Annotated in this window: 24 protein-coding genes; 13 read left to right on the top strand and 11 right to left on the bottom strand. The window is 68.0% G+C overall.

The window, feature by feature from the left end; genetic code table 11:
• Window positions 1-46 precede the first annotated feature (46 nt).
• Window positions 47-307, bottom strand: a complete 261-nt coding sequence (locus tag VM938_05880; protein ID HVF74559.1) for a hypothetical protein — start codon at window positions 305-307, stop codon at window positions 47-49.
• A gap of 193 nt (window positions 308-500) precedes the next feature.
• Between VM938_05880 and sufB the strand changes: the two genes are divergently transcribed.
• From sufB to VM938_05865, 3 genes are all read left to right on the top strand, one after another.
• Window positions 501-1,898: a Fe-S cluster assembly protein SufB gene (gene sufB, locus VM938_05875; protein ID HVF74558.1), complete on the top strand. Its 1,398-nt coding sequence runs from the start codon at window positions 501-503 to the stop codon at window positions 1,896-1,898.
• 385 nt (window positions 1,899-2,283) lie between these two features.
• Window positions 2,284-3,114: a crotonase/enoyl-CoA hydratase family protein gene (locus VM938_05870; protein HVF74557.1), complete on the top strand. Its 831-nt coding sequence runs from the start codon at window positions 2,284-2,286 to the stop codon at window positions 3,112-3,114.
• Window positions 3,115-3,124: 10 nt separating this feature from the next.
• Window positions 3,125-3,499, top strand: coding sequence for a hypothetical protein (locus VM938_05865; GenBank protein HVF74556.1), 375 nt, complete (start codon window positions 3,125-3,127; stop codon window positions 3,497-3,499).
• Between the two features lie 76 nt (window positions 3,500-3,575).
• Here VM938_05865 and VM938_05860 read toward each other — a convergent pair whose 3' ends face one another.
• A complete protein-coding gene (locus VM938_05860) occupies window positions 3,576-4,391 on the bottom strand; it encodes a crotonase/enoyl-CoA hydratase family protein (GenBank protein HVF74555.1) in 816 nt (271 codons plus the stop codon).
• A gap of 29 nt (window positions 4,392-4,420) precedes the next feature.
• Here VM938_05860 and VM938_05855 point away from each other — a divergent pair, with 29 nt between their 5' ends.
• The 4 genes from VM938_05855 to sufC (VM938_05840) are packed head-to-tail and all read left to right on the top strand — an operon-like array spanning window position 4,421 to window position 7,578.
• Window positions 4,421-5,203, top strand: coding sequence for a PhzF family phenazine biosynthesis protein (locus VM938_05855; protein ID HVF74554.1), 783 nt, complete (start codon window positions 4,421-4,423; stop codon window positions 5,201-5,203).
• Window positions 5,178-6,494 carry a Fe-S cluster assembly protein SufD gene (gene sufD / locus VM938_05850; protein HVF74553.1) on the top strand — a complete coding sequence of 439 codons (1,317 nt, stop codon included), beginning with the start codon at window positions 5,178-5,180 and terminating at the stop codon, window positions 6,492-6,494. Before VM938_05855 ends, sufD begins: the two co-directional genes overlap by 26 nt.
• Window positions 6,491-6,805: a non-heme iron oxygenase ferredoxin subunit gene (locus VM938_05845; GenBank protein HVF74552.1), complete on the top strand. Its 315-nt coding sequence runs from the start codon at window positions 6,491-6,493 to the stop codon at window positions 6,803-6,805. Before sufD ends, VM938_05845 begins: the two co-directional genes overlap by 4 nt.
• Window positions 6,802-7,578, top strand: a complete 777-nt coding sequence (gene sufC, locus VM938_05840; GenBank protein HVF74551.1) for a Fe-S cluster assembly ATPase SufC — start codon at window positions 6,802-6,804, stop codon at window positions 7,576-7,578. The genes VM938_05845 and sufC (VM938_05840) overlap by 4 nt, the downstream gene beginning before the upstream one ends.
• A gap of 593 nt (window positions 7,579-8,171) precedes the next feature.
• Here sufC (VM938_05840) and VM938_05835 read toward each other — a convergent pair.
• Together VM938_05835 and VM938_05830 are read right to left on the bottom strand one after the other, a co-directional pair.
• On the bottom strand, window positions 8,172-9,566 hold the full coding sequence (locus VM938_05835) for an AAA family ATPase (GenBank protein HVF74550.1): 1,395 nt from the start codon (window positions 9,564-9,566) through the stop codon (window positions 8,172-8,174).
• A gap of 139 nt (window positions 9,567-9,705) precedes the next feature.
• Window positions 9,706-10,665 carry a L,D-transpeptidase family protein gene (locus VM938_05830; protein ID HVF74549.1) on the bottom strand — a complete coding sequence of 320 codons (960 nt, stop codon included), beginning with the start codon at window positions 10,663-10,665 and terminating at the stop codon, window positions 9,706-9,708.
• An 88-nt stretch (window positions 10,666-10,753) separates the two neighbouring features.
• Here VM938_05830 and VM938_05825 point away from each other — a divergent pair, with 88 nt between their 5' ends.
• Window positions 10,754-11,908: an LLM class flavin-dependent oxidoreductase gene (locus VM938_05825; protein ID HVF74548.1), complete on the top strand. Its 1,155-nt coding sequence runs from the start codon at window positions 10,754-10,756 to the stop codon at window positions 11,906-11,908.
• Window positions 11,905-12,681 (top strand): alpha/beta hydrolase, encoded by a 777-nt coding sequence (locus VM938_05820; protein ID HVF74547.1) that lies wholly within the window; start codon window positions 11,905-11,907, stop codon window positions 12,679-12,681. The genes VM938_05825 and VM938_05820 overlap by 4 nt, the downstream gene beginning before the upstream one ends.
• A 58-nt stretch (window positions 12,682-12,739) precedes the next feature.
• On the opposite strand, the gene VM938_05815 is transcribed toward VM938_05820, so the two are convergent.
• From VM938_05815 to VM938_05795, 5 genes are read right to left on the bottom strand one after another with little or no spacing between them, the layout of a single operon-like run.
• A complete protein-coding gene (locus VM938_05815) occupies window positions 12,740-14,047 on the bottom strand; it encodes an MFS transporter (GenBank protein ID HVF74546.1) in 1,308 nt (435 codons plus the stop codon).
• Between the two features lie 27 nt (window positions 14,048-14,074).
• Window positions 14,075-14,560 (bottom strand): SUF system NifU family Fe-S cluster assembly protein, encoded by a 486-nt coding sequence (locus tag VM938_05810; GenBank protein HVF74545.1) that lies wholly within the window; start codon window positions 14,558-14,560, stop codon window positions 14,075-14,077.
• Window positions 14,561-14,571: 11 nt separating this feature from the next.
• Window positions 14,572-15,804, bottom strand: coding sequence for a cysteine desulfurase (locus tag VM938_05805; GenBank protein ID HVF74544.1), 1,233 nt, complete (start codon window positions 15,802-15,804; stop codon window positions 14,572-14,574).
• Window positions 15,795-16,541: a Fe-S cluster assembly ATPase SufC gene (gene sufC / locus VM938_05800; protein ID HVF74543.1), complete on the bottom strand. Its 747-nt coding sequence runs from the start codon at window positions 16,539-16,541 to the stop codon at window positions 15,795-15,797. Before sufC (VM938_05800) ends, VM938_05805 begins: the two co-directional genes overlap by 10 nt.
• An 18-nt stretch (window positions 16,542-16,559) precedes the next feature.
• Window positions 16,560-17,066, bottom strand: coding sequence for a cytochrome b N-terminal domain-containing protein (locus VM938_05795; protein ID HVF74542.1), 507 nt, complete (start codon window positions 17,064-17,066; stop codon window positions 16,560-16,562).
• Window positions 17,067-17,158: 92 nt separating this feature from the next.
• On the opposite strand from VM938_05795, the gene VM938_05790 reads away from it, so the two are divergent.
• From VM938_05790 to VM938_05780, 3 genes are read left to right on the top strand one after another with little or no spacing between them, the layout of a single operon-like run.
• Window positions 17,159-19,297 carry a glycogen debranching N-terminal domain-containing protein gene (locus VM938_05790; GenBank protein HVF74541.1) on the top strand — a complete coding sequence of 713 codons (2,139 nt, stop codon included), beginning with the start codon at window positions 17,159-17,161 and terminating at the stop codon, window positions 19,295-19,297.
• Window positions 19,294-21,069, top strand: a complete 1,776-nt coding sequence (locus tag VM938_05785; protein ID HVF74540.1) for a M3 family oligoendopeptidase — start codon at window positions 19,294-19,296, stop codon at window positions 21,067-21,069. The genes VM938_05790 and VM938_05785 overlap by 4 nt, the downstream gene beginning before the upstream one ends.
• A gap of 2 nt (window positions 21,070-21,071) precedes the next feature.
• Complete coding sequence (locus VM938_05780) at window positions 21,072-21,272, top strand: hypothetical protein (GenBank protein HVF74539.1); 201 nt, start codon at window positions 21,072-21,074, stop codon at window positions 21,270-21,272.
• Window positions 21,273-21,274: 2 nt separating this feature from the next.
• Here the strand turns inward: VM938_05780 and VM938_05775 are convergent, their stop codons facing one another.
• A complete protein-coding gene (locus VM938_05775; GenBank protein ID HVF74538.1) occupies window positions 21,275-21,541 on the bottom strand; it encodes a hypothetical protein in 267 nt (88 codons plus the stop codon).
• The gene (locus VM938_05770; GenBank protein HVF74537.1) at window positions 21,538-22,137 is read right to left on the bottom strand and encodes an MBL fold metallo-hydrolase; all 600 of its coding nucleotides are present in this window, start codon (window positions 22,135-22,137) and stop codon (window positions 21,538-21,540) included. Before VM938_05770 ends, VM938_05775 begins: the two co-directional genes overlap by 4 nt.
• A gap of 65 nt (window positions 22,138-22,202) precedes the next feature.
• Here VM938_05770 and VM938_05765 point away from each other — a divergent pair, with 65 nt between their 5' ends.
• The gene (locus VM938_05765) at window positions 22,203-23,318 is read left to right on the top strand and encodes an acyl-CoA dehydrogenase family protein (protein ID HVF74536.1); all 1,116 of its coding nucleotides are present in this window, start codon (window positions 22,203-22,205) and stop codon (window positions 23,316-23,318) included.
• The last annotated feature ends 15 nt before the right edge of the window (window positions 23,319-23,333 follow it).

The following is a 23,333-nucleotide window of genomic DNA, read 5'->3' as shown; positions in this document are numbered from 1 at the left end:
CGCGGGGGGTGTGACAGTTACGCGGGATGCGCGCCCCGCCCAGGCGTCAGTGGGAGACGGGGGAGGTGCTGGGGTGGAGCTTGAGGTAGGCCTCGAGCTCGTCGAGGAACTCGATCAGTTCCGCACCCGAGAACAGGTCGCGGGAGATCGACAACGTCAGCCACTGCTCGACCAGGCGGGCGGCAGGGGTGTCCTGCAGGCCGCCCCAGAGGGTGAACAGCCGGTCCTGCGCTCGGGAGGGGCTGATGTAGGTCTCGCCTCGCAGAGATTCCCGCCAGGCCTCGATCTCGCTGAACGTGTGTTCCATGTCTCCCACTCCAACGCCTGCTTGCCGATCGGTGTTCCCGGGCGGCTGGGACGTCAACCCCAGTGTGGCACTACCCACACCCCATGCATCGGCACGCCCGGTCGGGATGATGAGCCACTTAGGGATTGTTACTATCTACGTAGGAGAAATTCCGCCACCGGGGCCTGCGCCTCACCAGGGAGTTGAATCACCGATGACCACGACGGACCTCGACCTCGGTCGCTACAAGCTCGGCTGGAGCGATGTCGAGGACTACGTGTTCAAGCCCAAGCGCGGGCTCAACATCGACATCGTCAAGGAGATGTCGTGGATGAAGGGCGAGCCCGACTGGATGCGGGAGAAGCGCCTCAAGGCCCTGCGCCACTTCGAGCTGCGGCCCATGCCCAACTGGGGCGGCGACATGTCGGAGATCTTCTTCGACGACATCTACTACTACATCAAGCCCACCGAGAAGCAGGTCAGCTCGTGGGACCAGCTCCCCGACTCGGTCAAGGAGACCTACGAGAAGCTGGGCATTCCCGAGGCCGAGCGGAAGTACCTCGCCGGCGTCACCGCCCAGTACGAGTCCGAGGTCGTCTACCACAAGAACCGTGAGGACCTCGAGGAGCAGGGCGTCATCTTCACCGACATGGACACCGCCCTCCGCGAGCACCCGGAGATCGTGCGGGCCTACTTCGGCAGCGTCATCCCGTCGAACGACAACAAGTTCTCCGCCCTCAACACCGCGGTGTGGTCGGGCGGCTCGTTCATCTACGTGCCCCCGGGCGTGAAGGTGGAGATGCCGCTGCAGGCCTACTTCCGCATCAACGCCGAGAACATGGGCCAGTTCGAGCGGACCCTGATCATCGTCGACCAGGGCGCCCAGGTTCACTACATCGAGGGTTGCTCGGCGCCGGTCTACACCTCCGACTCGCTGCACTCGGCCGTGGTCGAGATCATCGTGAAGGAAGGCGGGCGCTGCACCTACACGACGATCCAGAACTGGTCGAACAACGTCTTCAACCTGGTCACCAAGCGGGCCCGGGTCGAGGCCGAGGGCCACATGGAGTGGATCGACGGCAACATCGGCTCCCGGCTGACGATGAAGTACCCGGCCGTCTACCTCATGGGGCCGAAGGCCTCGGGCGAGGTGCTGTCGGTGGCCTACGCAGGCGCAGGCCAACACCAGGACGCCGGGGCCAAGATGGTCCACGCCGCTCCCGAAACCACCTCCACCATCGTGTCGAAGTCGATCTCCAAGGACGGCGGGCGCACGTCGTACCGCGGCCTGGTCAAGGTCGAGGAGGGCGCCCAGAACTGCAAGAGCTTCGTGCGCTGCGACGCCTTGCTGCTCGACCAGGACAGCCGCTCCGACACCTACCCCTACATGGAGATCGAGTCGAAGGACGCCCAGATCGGCCATGAGGCCACGGTCTCGAAGGTCGGTGACGACCAACTCTTCTACCTGATGTCGCGTGGCCTGTCGGAGCAGCAGGCCATGAGCATGATCGTCAACGGCTTCATCGAGCCGGTGACCCGCACCCTGCCCATGGAGTACGCCGTGGAGTGGAGCCGGCTCATCGAGCTGCAGATGGAGGGTTCGGTCGGCTGACGCAAGGCGTGATCGCGCCCCAGTTTGTCGAGCCGATCGGTCCGTTCCACGAGCCTTCTGCGCACGAAATGTTCGTCCGCCAGTTGACGCGCCAGTAGTGCCACGTGCACACCACCTTGATCCCGGGTCGCTGGTTGTCCCATTCGAGATGGCCGACGCGCCCCCACGGTGGCGATCCGCACACGGCTCGCGCTGCTGTCATCGCCCCCGGCTGGGCACCGGCAGGCGGACGTGCTTCCGGGAGCGCAGCGTCGAGGAGGAACGGAGTGGCCACAAGGGCGGCGCACGCTGCGACCACGACGGCTCGGCGACGGTTCACCGCCCCAGCGTGCGCCGCAGTGCGCGGAGAAGTCCCCGTCGTCGTGCGGAGGTTTAGCGTGCGCCCATGCCGACGACCCTGCGAACCGAGACCGATGCCGGCGTTCGATCGATCGTCCTGACCCGGGCAGCCGAGTACAACACCATCACGCCCGCCCTGCGTGACGAGTTGGCGGCAGCGATCGACGAGGCCGACGCCGACGACGAGGTGCGGGTCATCCTGCTGCGCGCCGAAGGACCGGCCTTCTGCGCCGGCTACGGGCTCGACTGGTCGACCGAGGCCCAGGCGGGCGAGCAGCACTGGGACTCGGTGCGCGACTACCGGATGATCGGGCGCTTCGTCGACACCTACATGAAGCTCTGGTACTGCTCGAAGCCGACCATCGCCGCCGTGCAGGGCTGGTGCATCGCGGGCGGCACCGACATGGTGCTGTGCGCCGACATCGTGATCGCAGGCGAGGGCGCCTCCTTCGGCTACCCGCCGTCGCGGGTGTGGGGCACGCCGACCACGGCCATGTGGGTGTACCGGCTGGGGTTGGAGAAGGCCAAGCGCTACCTGCTCACCGGCGACGAGATCCCCGCCCCCGAGGCTGCGGCGGCCGGGCTGATCCTCGAGACGGTGCCCGACGACCAGTTGCAGGACCACGCCATGGCCTTCGCCCGGCGCATGGCGCAGGTGCCCACCACGCAGCTCGTGATGCTCAAGCTGCTGTGTAACCAGACGGCGGAGAACATGGGCATGGCGTCGAGCCGCATGATCGGCACCTTGTTCGACGGCATCGCCCGCCACACCAAAGAGGGGCTCGATTTCGTGGCCAAGGCGCAGGAAGTCGGGTTTCGCGAAGCGGTGCGCGAACGCGACGATCCTTTTGGAGATTACGGATCGCGTCGGCCGTAGCATGGGGGTCGTGCCCATGCGCCACGACTGCCGGCATTACGAGACGCGGACGTACAAGTCCGGAGACACCGTGCACATGTGCCGGCTCGACTTGGCACCGGAAGCACCGTGGCGCTGCCCGGCGGAATGCCCCAAGTTCGAACGGCGGGGCTTCGACGCCGGATGGACGCAGGGCAGCCTGGCCCGCAAGGCCGCGCCGGCCGACCCTCCCCGGCTCGACGAGCAGACCGCCGCGCTGCTCGACCAGGCCGAGGAGATCATCAACGCCGTCGGCCCCTCCATCCTCGAAGAGGAGCTGCAACGTCGTGAGGCGGCGATGCACCGGCCGCCCATCTGGCGCCGCATCTTCCGCAAGCCCCGGCTCCGCCGCCGACGCCGCGACTGACCCGAAGTTGCGTACGGAACGGCGCGGTTTTCGGCGCGATTCCTACGCAACTTCGGCGGGGGCCGCCGCCGCGGCATTACTCGCCGGTGAAGGTGGGGGGGCGCTTCTCCATGAAGGCGGTGAGGGCTTCCATCAGGTCGTTCGACTGGAGGAGGGCGGCGTTCCACACGCCGACGTAGTCGAGCCCTTCTTCGACCGTGCGTCCCTCGGTGGCGCGCAGCACCTGCTTGGTCCCTTGCACGACCAGCGGTGAGTTGGCGGCGATCTCGGCGGCCATGTCGTACGCCGCCTTGTGCAGCGACTCGGCGTCGGGCAGCACGTCGTTGACCAACCCGATGCGCAGCGCACGGTCGGCGTCAACGTCCTTGCCGGTGTAGGCGAGCTCGGCCACATGTCCTTTGGAAATCACCCGGGGCAGGCGCTGCAGGGTGCCGAGGTCGGCCACGATGGCGATCTTCGTCTCCCGTACCGAGAACTTGGCATCCGCCGAGCACAGCCGGATGTCGGCGGCGGTGATGAGGTCGACCCCGCCGCCGATGCACCACCCGTGCACGGCGGCGATGGTGGGCTTGGGGCAGTCGGCCACTGCGCTGATGGCGCCCTGCAGCCGCTTGACGTTGCCCAGGAACCGCTTGGCGCCTGCGGCCTGCGACCCACCATCGCCTCCCCCGACCACGGCCGAGCCCATGGTCTTGAGGTCGAGGCCCACGGTGAAGGCCGGCCCCTTGGCCGCGATGACCACGGCGCGCACGTCGTCGTCGTCGGACAACTCGTCCATGACCACGGGGAGCTCGTCCCAGAATGCGGGCCCCATGGCGTTGCGTTTGTCGGGGTTGTCGAGCCAAAGCGTGGCGACGTGCGCATCACGCTCGACGGAAAAGACCTCGGCCATAGGCGGATGGTACGGCCTACGTTCTGCTTGTGCGCTATCGGATCGTCGACGTGTTCTCCGACCGCCCGCTGGCCGGCAATGCCCTTTGCGTGGTCCTCGACCCGTGCCCGCCCGAGACCATGCAGGCAATCGCCCGAGAAGTGCACCTGAGCGAGACCACCTTCGTGACCGCCAGGTCCGACGACGGCTACGAGGCGCGCATCTTCACGCCCGCCGGTGAGTTGCCGTTTGCAGGCCACCCCTCGGTAGGCACGGCGTGGACGATGGGCCCTGGCCGGTGGACGCAAGCCACCTCGGGGGCAACCGTGGTGATCGAGGCCGACGAGCACGGCGCCGTCATGTCGCAACCCGACCCCGACTTCGAGGAACTCGACCCCACCCCGGCGATTGTCGCGCTGCGCCTTCCCGATGCCGTGGGCGCCTGGCAGGGCACCGCGGGCGGCACCACCCACCTCTACGTGGCCACCGACAAGGCCATCGACGCAGTGGTGCCCGACATGGCGGCGATCGGCAACGTGGCGGGTGGGGTCGGCGCCTCCACGCTCACCGTCTTCCGTCGCCTCGACGACCGCTCCGTGCACGTGCGGGCCTTCGGTCCTCACATCGGCATCCCCGAGGACCCGGGCACGGGCTCGGCCGCGGGCCCCGTCGGCGTGCTGGCTCGACGCCACTTCGGCACCGATGTCGACATCACCATCCGACAAGGCGACGAGATCGGGAGGCCGTGCCGCATCGAAGTGCATGCGGTCGACGGCGACGTGCGGGTCGGAGGCCGGGTCACCGCATGTGCCGAAGGACGGTTCACCCTTTAGAATCAAGGCCGCGGGGGCCGCGAGCCGGCCCTCGTTCCGCGAGGAGAAGACCCTGAACCGCTTCACCGCCGATACTGCTTCCGCCCTGCCCGGCCCCGACTGGCTGCGGGCGCGACGGGTCGCGGCAGCGCAGCGGTTCGAGGAGCTGGGCCTGCCCAGCCCTTCGGAAGAGGTGTGGCGCTACAGCCGCATCGGCGAGCTCGACCTCGACGAGTTCGCCCCGGTCGACGGGCCGGTGGCGGCGGGCGACATCCCCGATGCGCTGCGCCCGCTGGTCGACGCCGTAGGCGAGCGAGCGGGCCTGTTGGTGTCGGTGAACGGGCGGGTGGTGCATGTCGACGCCCCCACCACCCGGGGCGTGACGCTCGGCCCCCTCGCCGACGACGACGTGCTGGAGCGGGTGGCCACGCCCCGCGATGCCTTCGGCTACCTCAACTCCGGCTTCGTGGCCGACACCGCCTTCGTGCGGGTGGCGGCGGGTGTGGCGGTGCGGGAACCGATCGTGGTGATCCACTGGATCGACGCCGAGGCCGGTGCCGTGTTCCCCCGCACCTTCGTCGAAGCGGGCGAAGCCTCCGAGGTCACGGTGGTCGAACTGGTGGCCTCGGCCGACGTGCGCGCCCTCGTCGTCCCCGTGGTGGAGCTCGACGCCCACCCCGCCGCCAACCTGCGCTACCTCAACGTGCAGCGCCTCGGCACCCGCGTGTGGCAGTTGGGCTACCAGGGCAGCCGGGTCGACCGCGACGCCACGTTGCAGTCGTCGATCGTGGCCCTGGGCGGCGACTACGCCCGGGTGCGGGCCGACTCCAAGCTCGTCGGCATCGGGGCCACCAGCAACCTGCTGGCCGTCTACTTCGGCGACGCCAACCAGATGCACGACTTCCGCACCATGCAGGACCACGACGCCCCCAAGACGACCAGCGACCTGTTGTTCAAGGGCGCCGTCGAGGACACCGCCGAGTCGGTCTACACCGGGCTCATCCGGGTCAAGAAGGGGGCGGCCGGCACTAAGGCGTACCAGACCAACCGCAACCTGGTGTTGTCGGAAGGGGCGGCGGCCAACTCGGTCCCCAACCTGGAGATCGAGGAGAACGACGTCACCTGCAGCCATGCCTCGGCCGTCGGTCCCATCGACGAGGAGCAGCGGTACTACCTCGAAGCCCGCGGCATCCCCACCGACGTGGCCGAGCGCTTGATCGTGCTCGGCTTCTTCGACGACGTGTTGGAGCGGGTGCCCGTGCCGGGCCTGCGGGCGCCGTTGCGCGAGGCCGTCGCGGCGAAGCTCAGGTGACGACAGTGCGCTTGTGCGGCGTGGCCGACGTGGAACCCGGTTCGGCGCGGCGCTTCGACATCGACGGGCACCGCATCGCCTTGGTGCGCATCGGCGACGACTTCTACGCCATCGGCGACCGCTGCAGCCACGCCGATGTGTCGCTGTCGGAAGGTGACGTGCTCGGCGCCGACTACGAGATCGAGTGCTGGAAGCACGGCAGCACGTTCGACCTGCGCACCGGCGAGCCGCAGTCGCTGCCCGCCACCAAGCCGGTGCCGGTCTACGAGGTCGCCGTCGACGGCGACGACGTGAAGGTGGTCCTTCCTTGAGCACACTGCGCATCACCGACCTGCACGCCCGCATCGTCGGCCGCGAGATCCTCCGGGGCATCTCCCTCGAGGTGAACAGCGGCGAGGTCCACGCCGTGATGGGGCCGAACGGCTCGGGCAAGAGCACCCTGTCGCACGTCCTCATGGGCCACCCCGAGTACGAGGTGACGGCGGGCAGCGTGACCATCGACGGCACTGAGCTGCTGGGCTTGCCCACGTGGCAGCGGGCCCAAGCCGGGCTGTTCCTGGCCATGCAGTACCCGGTCGAGGTGCCCGGCGTGAGCCTGCAAGACGCGCTGGAGGAGTCGTTCGCCGCCGCAGGCCGGTCGCGCGACGAGGTGCGCGACCGCGTGCTGGTCGAGGCCGGGCGCATCGGCTTCGACGAGCGCTTCCTCACCCGGCCTCTGAACGTCGACCTGTCGGGCGGCGAGAAGAAGCGCAACGAGACGCTGCAGCTCGGCGTGCTGCGCCCCCGCTTCGCCGTGCTCGACGAGATCGACTCGGGCCTCGACGTCGACGCCCTGCGGGCCGTGAGCCGGCGCATCGAGGCCGCCACCTCCGAGGACGGCCTCGGCGTGCTCGCCATCACCCACTACAACCGCCTGCTCCACGAACTGAAACCCGACGTGGTGCACGTGCTGTCGCGAGGCCGCATCGCCGCCACAGGTGGCCCGGAGTTGGCGTTGGAGCTGGAGACGACGGGCTACGCGGGGTACGTCGAGGCCGACGAGCCGCCTGCCGCCGCCGACCCCTTCACCGACCCGCTGCTGTAACTTTCCTACTGCAGCAGCGATTGAACGGCAGACGCGAATTCACCCAATTCGGGGCATCCGCCAGCGAGTGACCCCCAATTAGTCAGCGACTTCTCAATCAGGCGTACGCGGCCTCGGCCAGGCGTGCGCTGATCGGCGGAGGTGACGAGTGGCTCGAAAAACCTCTCCTTGGGGTGACGCTCAGCTCGAACGTCTTTCCACTCAACGCCGAGTTGAGCTCGAGAGCCCCAGAGGGCCCACACTTCGACTTCTTGAATAGCAGCGACCACGAAAGCGCGCTCGGAATATTTCTCGCATTTCTGAACGAGACGTTGGAGTAACTCTTGACGGTTCCCCATACCTCCAGTCCCGTCGAGTCCGTCCGCATCGACAACGAAAACAACAATGTCCGCCACGGCACCGTAGCGCTTCAGTACCTCGCAGGCACGTCGCTTTAGGTCGTCTATACCTTTCAGGCGAGGGTCCATCACCACTGTTACCGTCGCATGCGGCTTTCCCGCTGTAGAGAGAAGGCGCTGAAGTACGGGCCGCACAATATACTGATCATGCGTATGGTCTTCGCATACTGCTGCCACTCGCAGACTCAACGCCGTTCACCTATTTGCGGCAAATTGCAACCATCCTTCCGCCTGAAGCGCACCCAACGTGGTTTCTTTAACAGCTTCAGATAGACGCGGTATGTCCGAGAGGCGTAGTGGATACGAGCACTTATTCTGAGCGTCCCACCCAATAATTATTGAAGCGGCAGTGGTCGATTTAGAGGCGAAATCAAGCAGCCCTGGCGAATGCGTCGAGGCGATCACTTGCAAATTATCGAAACTGTCTACGGTCTGTTCGAGCATCTTAATGAGTATTGCCAAGCGCGCAGGGTTGATTCCATTCTCGATCTCTTCAATTACTAGCGTCTGTCGTCCCCGGACGCCAAGGGCCGCAAATACAAGTGCTGCGAACCGAAGCGTCCCATCGGAGAGGGAGCGAGCGGTAATCGGTTTCTCGTGACCCTCCTCGGTTAGAGCGAAGATCACTTCGCCCGTCGGGGCTTGTTCTACGGTAATGTCCTCAATCCGGCGTGGGGTCAATTCCGAGAGCCACGCCTTTATCGCATTGAGCCGGTCACCCGGCTCTGCCAGTTCTTCCTCGTTATATAACTCCGGTTCCCAATTTTCATCAGCACGCTGCGCCCGGTCGTTGGTGAGTGAAAGGGCTAGCTGACGTTCCCGTTGCTCCCGGCGCCGTTTCAAATAGACGAGGCGCGCATGTCCAGTTTCAACTTCGCGAAGAAGTTGCCACGCAACTGCGGCAAAGTTCTCGCCATGTTCTCCAAGTTCGGAACGACCTAGCGGCGAATACTGCCGTAACACTTCAGGCCGTAACTCGAGTGGCCGGATGGAGGCAAGTTCTGCCCTTACTGCTTCGGCGACCGCCTCATTGACACGGCTCTCGGCCCTTCGCTGACGGAATTGGGAGAGTATGAACTCATAAGGAGAAAACTCCCGCCGCGGGTTCAGCCCTGGCGTCTCCTTGTGGAAGCGTGCCACGATGGCAGGTGAGTCAATTCTCTGCTCCAGAGGTCCCGTATCGGGATGAGTACTAAAAACGTATGAGCCCGGGTGTCGACGCGACCGTAGTTCCTCCGCTACGACCCGATAGGTCGAAGCATCGACTCGAACGGCGTAAGCGATGTCGTCGCCATCAGCGGTGATCGACACCTTCAGCTCGAACTCTGATGAGTCTGATCCAAACGACGGGATGCCGCTCGCACCTCCCCGAATCCCCGGGACAGTAGGCGCCGTAGGACTCGACGTGGCATGACCTTCGATTGCATCCCGGATTGACTGGCCATCGCCAACAGATTTCAGAAATCGAAACGCGTCGAATAGGTTCGACTTCCCCACGCCGTTTGATCCGAGCACGAGAGTGAGTGGTGAAACCTTCACGCTGGCGTTTCGAAACGTCTTGAAGTTCGTGAGTTCGAGGCTGCGAAGCATGCACCCGTCAGCCTATCGTTCGGCAGTCGGCGCTACCCGGGCACCGCTGAGCGCTGCGGCGCTGACGGTCCTCTGCGCTGGTGCTCGTCAAAATCGGGAGCGGGGTTTTACTTCCGCCCGCGTGGAGGTTCCCCGACGCCTACGGCGACGGGATCGTCGTCGAGGTGGTCGACGTCGTGCTGCTGCTGGTGGTCGTCGTCGGCTTCACCGTCGTGGTGGTCGTGGTCGACGAGGGAGCCTCGCCCGGCGCCTTCTCGTCGAAGGGCACCGGCGCAGTGCGCCCGCCCAGCACGTACACGGCGGTGCCGGTGGACACTGTGTCGTGGAACCAGCCGGATGTGGCCATGGGGATGCGCACGCAGCCGTGCGACGCCGGCCCGGCAGGCACCGAAGGTGCCCCGTGGATGGCGATGCCGCCGTTGAAGTACAGCGGGTTGTAGAGCTTGCCCAGGCGGCTGACCCGCAGCCCCTTGATCTTGCGAGTGACCCGGAACGAGCCGCCAGGGGTCACCGCCGTGGCGCAGTCGCCGTCGACGCAATACCGCTTCCCGTTGCCGGTCGACACCGGCAGGATGCGGAGCAGCGCGCCCCCTTGGTACAGGAACAGGACTTGCCGCTTGAGGTCGACCTCGACCCGGTTGGCGCCGCCGGTGGGCATCATCGGCTCGGGCGCCCCCGCCGTCTGCAAGGCCTTGACCACGTCGTCGGTGGCCCGGCCCGTGCGGGGCAGCCCGTGCACCTTTTGGAAGGCCATCACCGCGAAGGCGGTGGTGGCGTCGAAGGTGCCGTCGATCTTGCCGGTGTCGTACTTGAGGGTGGCCAGCCGCTCTTCGAGCCGCTTGACGTCCTCGCCCTTCGAGCCCTTGCCCAGGCCCGCGGGGATCGGCTTGGCCGTGGTCGTCGTCGTGGTGGGCGCCACCGTGGTGGTGGTCGTGGCCTCGACGGTGGTCGTGGTGGAACTGACGCTCGCCGCCGTCCCCGACCCGTCCGCGTCGGTACACGCGACGGTCCCCGTTGCGACCAGAAAAGCGGCCGCAACGCCCCCAAAGGTGCGCGCCGTCCTGTGCATGGTGTCCTTGGTGGTGGGGAAGTGGCGCATGTTCACGCCGGTTTGACGCATAAGTATGGAACAACGTTCCAGAGAAGACGTAACTTGACCGCTCAGTCAGTTCGGAGGGGGATCGGCAATGCGAGCTTTCAGCTTCCATCTCATGCCGTACCCGGCCTTGCCGCCGGACTACGACGGCCCCGCCTGGGTGACCGTGCCCAACCGCCTGTACGACCCCGCGGTCGGCACCCAGGTGTACAACCGCTACCTCGACGAACTGGTCTATGCCGAGGAACTGGGCTTCGACGGCGTGTGCGTGAACGAGCACCATCAGAACGCCTACGGGATCATGCCCAGCCCCAACCTGATGGCCTCGATCCTGGCCCGTGAGACCACACGGGTGAAGATCGCCGTGGTCGGCAACGCCCTGCCGCTGTACGACCCGCCGACCCGGGTGGCAGAGGAGTTCGCCATGATCGACAACATCAGCGGCGGGCGCCTGATCGCGGGCTTCGTGGTGGGTGGCGGACCCGAGTACTACTCGTTCTCCATCAACCCGGCCCATGCCCGGGAGCGCTTCGCCGAGGCCCACGAGATCGTCATGAAGGCGTGGACCGAGGACGGGCCGTGGGAGTACATCGGCAAGCACTACCGGCTGCGCTTCGGCAACACGTGGCCCAAGCCGGTGCAGCAGCCGCACCCCGAAGTGTGGGTGCCGGGCGCGGGCTCGTTGGAGACCCTCGATTTCGTGGCCCGCCACCGCTACGCCTACATGGGCATCCCGTACTTCCACATCGACGTCTTCGAGCGGCAGTTCCGCTTGTTCCGAGAGGCGTGCGAGCGGGAGGGCTACACCTACGACCCGCTGCAGGCGGGCTGGCTCACACCGATCTACATCGCCGATACCGACGCCGAGGCCCGGGCCCAGTTCGAAGAGCACTGGTGGTACTTCGTGCGCCGCCTGCTGCCGGGCATCGAGATCACCCCGCCCGGCTACACCTCGGTGCGCTCGGTGGAGAACATGCTCAAGGGCATGGGCACGTTCGCCTCTCGCCTGGAGACGTGGGAGCAGGTGGTCGAGGGGCAGTACGCCATCGTGGGCTCGCCCGACACCGTCTACGAGTTGCTGGTCGAGAACATGGGCCGCCTGGGCACGGGGAACCTGCTCGGGCTGTTCCAGTTGGGCACGCTGCCCGCGGATGCGACCCGCCGCAACCTCGAACTGTTCGCCGCCGAGGTGCTGCCTCGACTGCGCCAACGGTTCCCCGAGGGCGAGAAGGTGCTGGCGGCGTGATCGAGACCCACGTCGGCCAGATCGAGCTGCGCCGCATGGGCGCGGGCAGCAACGTCGTCTACCTGCACTCGGCCATGGGGGAGGGCGAGGGGCTGCTGTTGCTCGACGAGCTGGCCTCCACGTTCGAGGTCTTTGCTCCCATGTTCCCCGGCTTCGGGGCATCGGAGGGCATCGAGCAGATCGACGACATGGAGGACGTGGCCTTCCACCTCCTCGACCTCTTCGACCGGTTGCACCTCGAACAGCCCACCGTCGTCGGCTTGTCGTTGGGCGGATGGATCGCGGCGGAACTGGCCGTGCGGTACCCCGAGCGGCTGGGCGGGCTGGTGCTGGTGAACCCGGTGGGCCTCTACATCAAGGGGGCCGAGGTCAAGGACATCTTCGGGCGCAAGCTCGACGAGCTGGCCGACGACTTCTTCGCCGACCAGTCGCACCCCATGGCGCAGATGATGCGGATGCTGCACGACGCCGACCCGGCGTCGTTGCCCTTCGACTTGGTGCGCCCGGTGGTGCAGACGATGGCGGCCACGGCCCGCCTGGGGTGGGACCCGTACCTCCACAACCCCAAGCTGCACAAGCGTTTGTGGCGCATCACGGTGCCCACGCTGGTCGTGCGCGGGGTGCACGACACGTTGGTGCCGCGGGCACATGCCGAGGCCTACGTCGAGGCCATCGACGGCGCCCGCTTGGTGGAGGTGGAGGGCGCCGCCCACCTGTTGGCGCTGGAGAAGCCCGCCGAACTGGCCGCCCTCATCCGCGACTTCGCCCGCTGACGCTGGTTCTGGTCCGTACATCCGGCGCTGGAGCGCCGGATGTACGGACCAGAACGGGTCAGACGGTGCGGACCTCGGGGGCGACGGCGACGTCCTCGGCCACGGCGGCGGCGTCGATGCCCACCTCGGGACGGGGCGGGTCATTGAGGGCGTGCAGGAGGTGGGGCCGAGTCGTCCAGATGAAGGCGAGCACGACGAGCATGGCGGCCGCGAAGGCCACCACCGTTGTGGCCAGCCCGACCCGGTCGGCCAGCGCGCCCTGCAACAGCCCGCCGATGGGGTAGATGCTGCCGAGGCCCATGAAGTACAGGCTGAGGATGCGACCCCGGAACTCGGCGGGCGCCCGTAGCTGCACCACCGTGTTCATGCCCGAGAGGATGCCGATGTAGCTGCCACCGACCACCACCAAGGCGGCGGCGGCCAAGGGCACCGACGGCATCACGCCGTAGACGGCGATGGCTAGCGAGCTCACCACGATGAACCCGGCGATCAGGCGACGCCGCCCGAACCGGTCGGCCAGCGGGGCGATGAGCAAGGCCCCCACCACGGCGCCGATGCCTTGGGCGGTGGTGAGCACCCCGGTGGCCGCGGCGGTGTCCTTGAGGCCGCCGCCCACCAGTTCGTGGGCCTTGGCCGGGATGAGGGCGATGAACGGCGCCAGCAGGAACGCCACCACGGCGATGAGGATGAGCGGCGTGCGGCAACCCGGCTCGGCCCACGCCGCACGTGCGCCGGCGCGTACGCGGGCCACGATGCCGAGGCCGTCGGCGGGCGCCCGCGTGTCGGGCAGGCGAATCAAGAGGAGCGCGGCGATAACGGCGAAGAACGACACCGTGTTGACCGCGAACGCCCACGAGTACGAGGTGGCCGCCACCAGCACGGCGGCCAGGGCGGGGCCGAGGACCCGGCCCAGGTTGTACTGGGCGGAGCCGAGGGCGGCGGCGCCCAACAGGTCGTCCTTGCTCACCAGGTCGGGGATCATGGCCTGGTAGAAGGGCAACACGATCGCCGCGATGCAGCCGTTGGCGAATACCACCGCGGTGACGGCACCGGGCGAGGCCCGGCCGGTGGCCGAGAGCACGGTGAGGAGCGCAGCCAGCAGCGCTTCGACGGCAACGCCGGCGGCCATCCACTTTCGCCGGTCGAGGCGGTCGGCCAGCGCCCCGCCCACGGGCGTGAGCAGGCCGATGGGGAGGAAGGCGGCCACTGCCACCAAGGCGGTCCATCGGGCCTGGCCCGTCTCCTGGGTGACGTAGGCGCCCACGGCCACGGCCTGCATCCACGTGCCGATGCTGGAGAACGCGCTGGCCGACCACAGCAACCGGAAGTCCCGGTGGCGGAACGGTCGCAGCGAGGAGGGCGGCACCCGGACGAGGTTACGGCGCCCCCGAAGTTATGCCGAGGTGGTTTCCGTCTCGTCGAGGCCCTGGGCCAGCGTGTTCCACGACAAGGTGGCGCACTTGATGCGCACCGGGAACTTGACCACGCCTTGCAGCGCTTCCAGGTCGCCCAGCTTCACCTCGGCAGCCTCGGCCGGCTCGGGCTCGGCGGCGCCGTCGCCGTCGAGGCGCTGCTCGTGGATCGACATCATCCCCTTGAAGGCCCGGATCAGCGCCCGGGCCTCCTCGACACTCTTGCCCTTCACCGCGGACGACATCATCGAGGCCGACGACTGGCTGATCGAACAGCCCTGCCCGCCGATCTTGAGGTCGGTGACCGTGCCGTCGGCGACGTCGAGGTAGAGGACGATCTCGTCGCCGCACAGCGGGTTGAACCCCTCGACCCGGTGGGCGGGCGGGGTGGGCAGGTCGCCCCGGTTCCGGGGGCTGCGGTAGTGGTCGAGGATGATCTCGCGGTAGAGGTCTTCCAGTCCGGGCATGCGGCTGACTCCTAGAGGAACAGGTCGGAGGCGGAGTCGAGGGCCTCGGTGAGGGCGTCGACGTCGGACTCGTCGTTGTAGACGTAGAACGAAGCTCGGGCGGTGGCGCCGATGCCCAGCCGTCGCATCAGCGGCTTGGCGCAGTGGTGGCCCGCCCGCACGCACACGCCGCGCTGGTCGAGCACCTGCGAGATGTCGTGCGGGTGGATGCCCTTGAAGCCGAAGCTCAGCACGCCGCCGCGCCCTGCGGGCTCCGACGGGCCGTAGATGACGATGTCGTCGCCGTAACGCCCCTTGAGTGAACGCATGGCGTAGGCGGTCAGCTCGATCTCGTGCTCACGCACCGCCTGCATGCCCAAGGTGTTGAGGTAGTCGACGGCCGCGCCGAGGCCGATGACCTCGGCGATGGGCGGGGTGCCCGCTTCGAACTTCCACGGGATGTCGTTGGGGGTGAACCCGTCGAGGCGCACGTCGCGGATCATGTCGCCGCCGCCCAGGAACGGGGGCATGGCTTCGAGCAGTTCCTCGCGCGCCCACAACACGCCGATGCCGGTGGGGCCGAGCATCTTGTGGCCGGTGAAGGCGAAGAAGTCGGCGCCCAACTCGTGCACGTCGGTGGCCATGTGGGGCACGTACTGGCTGCCGTCCATGCACACCAAGGCGCCGACGGCGTGGGCGGCATCGGCGATGCGCCGCACCGGCGGGATGGTGCCGAGCACGTTCGACAGCGCGGTGATGCTGACCAGCTTCACGCCGTCGACCAGGCGGGCGAGGTCGGTCAGGTCGAGGTTGCCGTCGTCGGCCATGGGCAGGTAGCGCAGCTCGATGCCGCGCTCTTCCTTGAGCATGAGCCAGGGCACCAGGTTGGCGTGGTGCTCGATCTCGCTGAGCAGGACGGCGTCGCCCTCGCGCAGGTTGGCCCGGCCCCACGAGTGCGCCACCAGGTTGATGGCCTCGGTGGCGTTCTTGGTGAAGATGATCTCGCGCTCGTTCGTCGCCCCCACGAAGCGGGCGATCTTGCGGCGATTGCCCTCGTAGGCCTGGGTCGCTTCCTCGGCCATGGTGTAGACGCCGCGGTGCACGTTGGCGTGCGTCGTCTCGTAGTAGCGGTGCATGGCGTCGAGCACCGACGAGGGCTTCTGCGACGAGGCGGCCGAGTCGAGGAAGACGACGCGGTGTCCGTGGACCTGACGGTCGAGGATCGGGAAGTCCTTCTTGACCAGTTCGGTGTCGATCACCGCCATGCGTCGTACCCCTCTTCCTCCAGCTTGCGGGCGAGCTCGGGGCCGCCGCTGTCGACGATGCGGCCGTCGACGAGGATGTGCACCCGGTCGGGAGTCAGCTCGTCGAGGATCCGTTGATAGTGGGTGATGAGCAGCACGCCCAAGTCGGGACGCTCGCTGCGCACCTGCTGCACGCCGCGGGCCACGATGCGCAGGGCGTCGATGTCGAGGCCGGAGTCGGTCTCGTCGAGCACGGCCATGTCGGGTTCGAGGATGGCCATCTGCAGGATCTCGTTGCGCTTTTTCTCGCCGCCCGAGAAGCCCTCGTTGAGGTAGCGGTCGCCGAAGCTGGGGTCCATCTCCAGCTTCTTCATCCACTCCATGATCGCCATGCGGGTCTCGAGCACCGACAGGTCGTCCATGCCCTTGCGGGCGCCCAGCGCTTGGCGCAGGAACTGCACCACAGGCACGCCGGGGATCTCCTCGGGGTACTGGAAGGCGAGGAAAAGGCCTGCCTTGCCCCGCACGTCGGGAGGCCAGTCGGTGATGTCCTCGCCCTTGAACAGGATGCGCCCGGCGGTGACTTCGTAGTCGCCGTTGCCGAGGATGGTGTTGGCCAGGGTCGACTTGCCCGACCCGTTGGGGCCCATGAGCGCGTGCACCTCGCCGGGCAGCACGGTCAGGTCGACGCCCTTGAGGATCTCGGTGCCCTCCACCTGCACGCGGAGGCCGTCGATCTGGAACACAGGCGTCGTCACGAGTTCATTGTATTTCCCCTACGGCCGTAGGAGAAATCTCTGGACGAGAAAGCCGCCCGTGGCCAGCAGCACCAGCGGCAGCAGCGCCAGGTGGACGATCACCCACATGCAGTACAGGGCGGTGCTGATCTCGGCCCCGCCGATGATGACGAAACGAACGGTCTCGTCGAACGGGTGTAGGACGCCGGCCATTGGTCGGCCCACGGTGACCGCCCACAGGCCCAGTTGGTCCCAGGGCAGCAGGTAGCCCGTGAACGACGCCGCCACCAAGCCGGCGAAGAACGCCACGGCCACGACGATGCCGACGCCTCGCTTGCGCACCACCACCGCCGCGGGCACCAGCAACCCCACGGGGACCACGGCGAATGCGGCGAGGCGGTGGGCGGTGCGGAGCGGCTCGGACACGCCGGGCCGGTAGTTGAACGTCAGCCACACCCCGGTGAGAAGGAGCACGGCGAGCAGCATGGCCACCAACGCAAAGGCCACCCGGATGGTGATGTCGACCCCGTCCTCCACCTCCCGCATCCCCGCATCCTTGCCCACCCCGCGTCCCGAGTACATAGCGTGCCGGAGCCGCACGCTATGTACTCGGGACAGGGCAGTAAGGTTCCGCGGCAGTGGCGGATCCGTGGACGTTCGCAGGGGAGAGCGCACCGCTGGGGCAGCCCGGCGGCACGGTCACGTTGGTGGAGGGCTCGGCCTTCGCCATCTCCGGCCGCTCGGGCGACATCGTGCCCGGCTCGCCGCAAGGGCTGTTCTTCCGCGACACCCGCTTCCTGTCGCAACTGGAACTGCGCATCAACGGCCAGCCGCCCGAGCCCCTGGCCGCAGAGACGCCCGAACCGTTCTCGGCCGTCTTCGTGTCGCGCACCCGCCCTCGCCCGGGGCAAGCCGACAGCACGCTGATGGTCTTCCGCTACCGCTACATCGGCCGGGGCATGCGCGAGGACGTCGTGCTGCGCAACTTCGGCGACGAGCCCGCCTTCTGCCTTGTCGAGCTCGTCGTGCAGGCCGACTTCGCCGGGCTGTTCGAGGTCAAGGAAGGCAGGCCCCAAGCCGTCGGCGCCCGCACCACCGAACTGGCCGACGGGCAGTTCGTCTTCGCCCACCGCTACGGCTCCTCGCGCCGGGGGGCGCGGGTGCAGTTCAGCCAGCCCGCGCAACTGAGCGGCGACCTCGCGGTGTTCGAGATCATCGTCCCGCCCAAGGGCCAGTGGTCGACGTGCGTCCAGCTCACCCCGTCGATCGACGGCGAAGAGATCGAGCCCCGCTACCGCTGCGGCGAACCGGTGGAACGGGCCACCCCCGTCGAGCGCTTGGCCAAGTGGCGCCGCCAGATCCCGTTGGTCGACACCGACCACGACGGCCTGCGCACCGTCACCGCCCGCAGCGCCGAGGACCTCGGCGCCCTGCGCATCTTCGACCCCGACTACCCCGAGCGCGCCGTGATCGCCGCAGGCGCGCCGTGGTTCATGACGCTCTTCGGGCGCGACTCGCTCATCACGTCGTGGATGGCGCTGCTCGTCGATCCCGAGCTCGCCCTCGGCGTGCTGCAGACGCTCGCCCGTTTCCAGGGCGAAGACGTCGACCCCCGCAACGACGAAGAGCCCGGCCGCATCCTCCACGAGATGCGCTTCGGCGACGCCGCCTCGCTGTCGTTGGGCGGCGGCCGCGTCTACTACGGCACCGCGGATGCCACGCCGCTGTTCGTCATGCTGCTGGGCGAGCTGCGGCGCTGGGGCTTGGCCGCCGAGGTGGTCGACCAACTGCTGCCGCACGCCGATCGGGCCATGGCCTGGATCGAGGAGTTCGGCGACCGCGACGGCGACGGGTACGTCGAGTACCAGCGGGCCACCGACCGCGGCCTGGTCAACCAAGGGTGGAAGGACTCCTGGGACGGCGTGCGCTTCGCCAACGGCGACCTGGCTCGCACCCCGCTCGCCCTGTGCGAGGTGCAGGGCTACGTGTACGGCGCCTACCTGGCCCGGGCCCACTTCGCCGCCGAGGCAGGCGACCCCGCCACGGCCGAGCGCTTCCGCACCAAGGCGGCGGAGTTGAAGCGGGCCTTCAACCGCGACTTCTGGTTGGAGGACAAGGGCTGGTTCGCCCTCGGGCTCGACGCCGACAAGCGGCCCGTCGACTCGTTGGCGTCGAACATGGGCCACTGCCTCTGGACGGGCATCGTCGACGAGGACAAGGCACCGATGGTGGCCGAGCGCTTGCTGAGCCGCGACATGTTCAGCGGGTGGGGCATCCGCACGCTCGGGGCGTCGATGCACGGCTACAACCCGATCAGTTACCACTGCGGGTCGGTGTGGCCCCACGACAACGCCATCATCGCCTCGGGCCTCATGCGTTACGGCTTCGTGGAAGAGGCCCAGCGCGTCATCACCGCCATGCTCGATGCCGCGCTGAGCCAAGGCGGTCGGCTGCCCGAGTTGTTCAGCGGCCTCGACCGCGACGAGTTCCCCTCGGTCGTCAGCTATCCGACCTCGTGCTCCCCGCAAGCGTGGGCGGCCGCCTCGCCGTTGCTGTTCCTGCGCACGCTGCTGCGCCTCGACCCGTGGGTGCCCCACGGCAAGGTGTGGCTGTCGCCCGTCCTGCCCGAGGGCATCGAGTACCTGCGCGTCGACCGCATCCCGCTGGCCGGCCGGCGCGTGACCGTCGAAGTCTCCGACACGAATGTGAAGGTGGAAGGCTTGCCTCCTGAACTCGAACTCATCTCCGTGCCCCGCGACCCCATGACCGCGGCATGAGCGCCACCGACGTCGCCTGGGACCTCTCCGACCTGCTCGACGGAGGCGGCGAGGACGCCGTCGACCGCTTCCTCGACGAAGCCGACGCCCGCGCCGAGGCCATGGCCTCGCAGCGCGGCGCCCTTGCGGGCATGGACGCCGAGGCCTTCGTGGCCTTCGTCGACGACTTGGCCGCGGTGCACGAGTTGCTGGAGCGGGCGGGCTCGTACGCCTACCTGCGCTTCGCCGCCGACACCACCGATCCGGCCAACGGCGCCCGCATGCAGCACGTGCAGGAACGGGGCACGGCGGTGACGACCAAGCTCATCTTCTTCGACATCGAGTGGGCGGCGCTGTCCGACGAACAGGCCGGCGCGTTGCTGGAGTCGCCGGGGCTTGAGTTCGCCCGCCACCACTTGGAGAACGCCCGCCGCTACCGCGAGCACCTGCTGTCGGAGCCCGAGGAGCGAGTGCTCAGCGAGAAGTCGGTCAGCGGGGCCAGCGCCTGGGCCCGCTTGTTCGGCGAGCTTCTCTCGTCGCTGGAGATCCCCGTCGACGGCGAGGTAATCGGCCTCGAAGAAGCGCTGAGCCGGCTGACGTCGAACGACCGCTCGGTGCGCAAGGCGGCCGCCGAGGGCGTGACCGCCGGGCTGGCACCGGGCCTGCGCACCCGGGCCTTCATCTTCAACACGCTGCTGCTCGACAAGGCCGTCGACGACCGCCTGCGCCACTACGGCCACTGGTTGGCGTCGCGGAACCTGGCCAACGAAGCGTCCGACGAGTCGGTCGAGGCGCTGGTGTCGTCGGTGCGCAACCGCTACGACCTGCCCCAGCGCTGGTACCGGTTGAAGGCCCGCTTGCTCGGGCTCGACCGGCTGGCCGACTACGACCGTTCCGCGTCGGTGGTGGGCGAGGACGAGCGGGTGGAGTGGGACGACGCCCGCCGCATCGTGCTCGATTCGTATGCCTCGTTCTCGCCTGAGTTGGCGTCGGTGGCGAGCGACTTTTTCGACCGCCGGTGGATCGACGCCCCGCCCCGCCCGGGCAAGCAGCCCGGTGCGTTCTGCATGTACACGGTGCCGTCGGTGCATCCCTACGTGCTGTTGAACTACACGGCCCGGCGCTCCGACGTCCTGGTGCTGGCCCACGAGTTGGGCCACGGGCTGCACGCCTACCTGTCGCGGCCGCAGGGGGTGTTCCACCAGGGCACCCCGCTGACGCTGGCCGAGACGGCGTCGGTCTTCGGCGAGACGGTGACGTTCGGCCGCCTGCTGGAAGCGGCGTCGACGCCGGAGTCGCGGCTGGGGCTGTTGGCCCAGAGCATCGAAGGCGCCATCGCCACGGTGTTCCGCCAGACGGCCATGAACCGCTTCGAGCACTTGGCCCACAACGCCCGGCGCACCGAGGGTGAGCTGTCGGTGGAGCGCATCGGCGAGCTGTGGGCGGACAGCCAGCGCGAGCTGTTCGGCGACGCCGTGGAGGTGACCGAGGGCTACAAGTCGTGGTGGTCGTACATCCCGCACTTCGTCAACACGCCCGGCTACGTCTACGCCTATTCCTACGGGCAGTTGCTGGCGCTGTCGGTCTACCGCCAGTACGAGGAGCAGGGGTCCGACTTCGTGCCCCGATACCTCCACCTGCTGTCGAGCGGCGGGTCGATGGCGCCCGAGGACCTCGGCAAGATCGTGGGCTGCGACCTGGCCGACCCCGGTTTCTGGGACGGTGGACTGGCGATTATCGAGCAGCAGGTCGACGCGGCGGAGACGGCGGCCTTCGAAGCTGGGAGGCTGTAGGCATGCCCGACGACGACTGGGAGTTGGAGAACAACCCGAACTCGCCCGCAGGCGAGGTCGAGGGGTTCGGGCGCTTCGCCACCGGTGTCAACCGTCGGCGCCGCCGAGGGCAAGGCGGCCTGGCCCGGGTGGTGGCCATCGTCATCGTCCTGGCCTTGGTCGTGCCCGTCGTCCTCGGCATGGTCGTGGCGCTCGTCGGCTAGGGCTACGGCGAGTCGCGCAGGCCTTCCTTCCATGTGCGGAAGGACTGGTCCTCGAACGGGAACTCCCGCACGTTGCCGAGGTCGTCGGCGTGGAAGGCGTAGTAGTGGGTGTCGTCGCCCTTGGGCGGTCCGGTGCGCCACAGCAGCCACGAGCCGATGCGGCGGCGGTAGAGCGCATCGGGCGGCAGCCGGTCGGGCCGTTCGTCCCAGTCGGTCGCCAGGATGACCCCGTCGCGCACCGGCGTGGCGGGCAGGTCGGCGGTGTTCACCAACCTCGCTCGACCCACGCTTGCAGGTGGGGGCGCTCGGTGCCGATGGTGGTGTCGTCGCCGTGGCCCGGCATCACGACGGTGTCGGGCGCCAGGGTGAACAGGCGGCGGTCGATGGAGGCGATGATCTGGTCGAAGTCGCCGCCGGGGAACTTGGTGGCGCCGGGGCCGCCAGGGAACAACGTGTCGCCGCTGAGCAGCACGGGCGAGCCTTCCAGCAGGAAGCACATCGAGCCCGGGGTGTGGCCCGGCGTGGCGATGGTGCGCAGGCGCAGGCGGCCCACTTCGATGACGGTGTCGTCCTCCAGCACGAAGTCGTAGGAGGGCAGCATCTCGCTGTCGGCCCCGGTGACGCCCACCTCGTAGCCCGCGTCGCGCACGGCGGGCACGGCCTGGATGTGGTCCCAGTGCCCGTGGGTTTCCAGCACCCGACGCACCCCGAGGCGCCGGCACAGTTCGAGCAGCTTCTCGTGCTCGTTGGCCGCGTCGATCAGCACCGCGTCGCCCGTCTGCTTGCAGCGGACCACGAAGACGTTGTTGTCGACCGGCCCTACGACGAGCTTGTGGATCTCCGCCTGCGTGTCCGCGAAATGCATCTTGACCGCCCGGTCTAGTAAAACTGGCTTCGCCGCTGTCGCCCGATTCAAAGGGGAACCTAGCCGTGAACTTCGCCTTCAGCGAGGAGCAGGAAGAGCTTCGCCGCTCCGTCCGCCGCTTCCTCGACGACAAGTCTCCGAGCACCGAAGTCCGCCGTCTCATGGAGACCACCGAGGGCTACGACCCCGCTGTGTGGGACCAGATGGCCAACCAGCTCGGCCTGCAGGGCCTGGCCATCCCCGAGGAGTACGGCGGCTCGGGCTACGGCTACGTCGAACTGACCGTCATCCTCGAGGAGATGGGCCGGGCGCTGCTGGCCGCCCCGTACTTCTCGACGGTGGCGCTGGCCGCCAACGCCCTGCTGGCGTCGGGCGACGCCGCCGCCAAGAAGGAGTTCCTGCCGGGCATCGCCTCGGGCGAGACCATCGCCACCGTGGCCATCACCGAGGACAACGGCCGGTGGGACGAGGGCGGCATCACCCTGGCGGCGACCAAGTCGGGCGACGGCTGGACGCTGGAGGGCACAAAGTCGTTCGTGCTCGACGGCCACATCGCCTCGCTGGTCCTGGTCGCAGCCCGTGCCGGTGACGGCATCAGCCTGTTCGCCGTGGACGGCTCGGCGTCGGGGCTCACCCGCACTGCGCTGTCGACCATGGACCAGACCCGCAAGCAGGCCCGGCTGGAGTTCGCCGGCGTGCCCGCTCGGCTGGTGGGCAGCGAGGGCGACGGCTCCCGCGTGCTGACCAAGACGCTTGACCTGGCTGCCATCGCCTTGGCGGCCGAGCAGGTCGGTGGGGCGCAGAAGTGCCTGGAGATGGCCGTGCAGTACGCCAAGGACCGGGTGCAGTTCGGCCGGCCCATCGGCTCGTTCCAGGCCATCAAGCACAAGTGCGCCGACATGCTGCTCGAGGTCGAGTCGGCCAAGTCGGCGGCGTACTACGCAGGCTGGGCGGCGTCCGAGGACAACGACGAGGTGCCCGTGGTGGCCTCGCTGGCCAAGGCCTACTGCTCCGATGCGTACTTCCACGCTGCGGCCGAGAACATCCAGATCCACGGCGGCATCGGCTTCACCTGGGAGCACGACGCCCACCTGTACTTCAAGCGGGCCAAGTCGTCCGAGCTGCTCTTCGGCGACCCCTCGTACCACCGCGAGCTCCTCGCCCAGCGCATCGGCCTCTAACCGCTGTCCCGAGTA

It is taken from the genome of Acidimicrobiales bacterium, assembly GCA_035536915.1.
Classification (GTDB): domain Bacteria; phylum Actinomycetota; class Acidimicrobiia; order Acidimicrobiales; family JAHWLA01; genus JAHWLA01.
This window is presented reverse-complemented; position numbering and strand designations above follow the sequence as displayed.